At 58.4% G+C, this 356-nt stretch carries 1 protein-coding gene; it reads left to right on the forward strand.

The genetic code is table 11. From position 1 onward, the window contains the following. Positions 1-51: 51 nt before the first annotated feature. Positions 52-356: IS66 family transposase (locus QWI17_RS06575; RefSeq protein WP_302721740.1), on the forward strand; the 305-nt coding region annotated here is incomplete at its 3' end.

Consider the following 356-nt stretch of genomic DNA (forward strand, 5'->3'; position numbering starts at 1 on the left):
TAGCCCATCGGTTTATCGCTGTTGACGACCTGCTCTGACACAATCAGCGGCATGACTTCCTCGCCCAATCTCGACCAGATGACACCGGAACAGCTGCGCGGCTTGGCCGAACAGGCTATGCAGTTGCTGTCCCAGGTCGACTCCATGAGCCAGAAAATCCAACGCCTCGAAACGGTCAACGAGCAACTGGCTCATGAAATCGCCATCCTCAAGCGACACAAGTTCGCCAAGCGCAGCGAGCAACTGAGCCCCGACCAAGGCAGTCTGCTTGTTGATCTGCTCGATACCGATATCGCAGCTATCGAAGCCGAGCTGAAGGCAGCCAATCCGCCGGCCGCACCGGCCGAGCCACGTCA

Source organism: Gilvimarinus gilvus (assembly GCF_030518155.1).
In the GTDB taxonomy this organism is placed as follows: Bacteria; Pseudomonadota; Gammaproteobacteria; order Pseudomonadales; family Cellvibrionaceae; genus Gilvimarinus; species Gilvimarinus gilvus.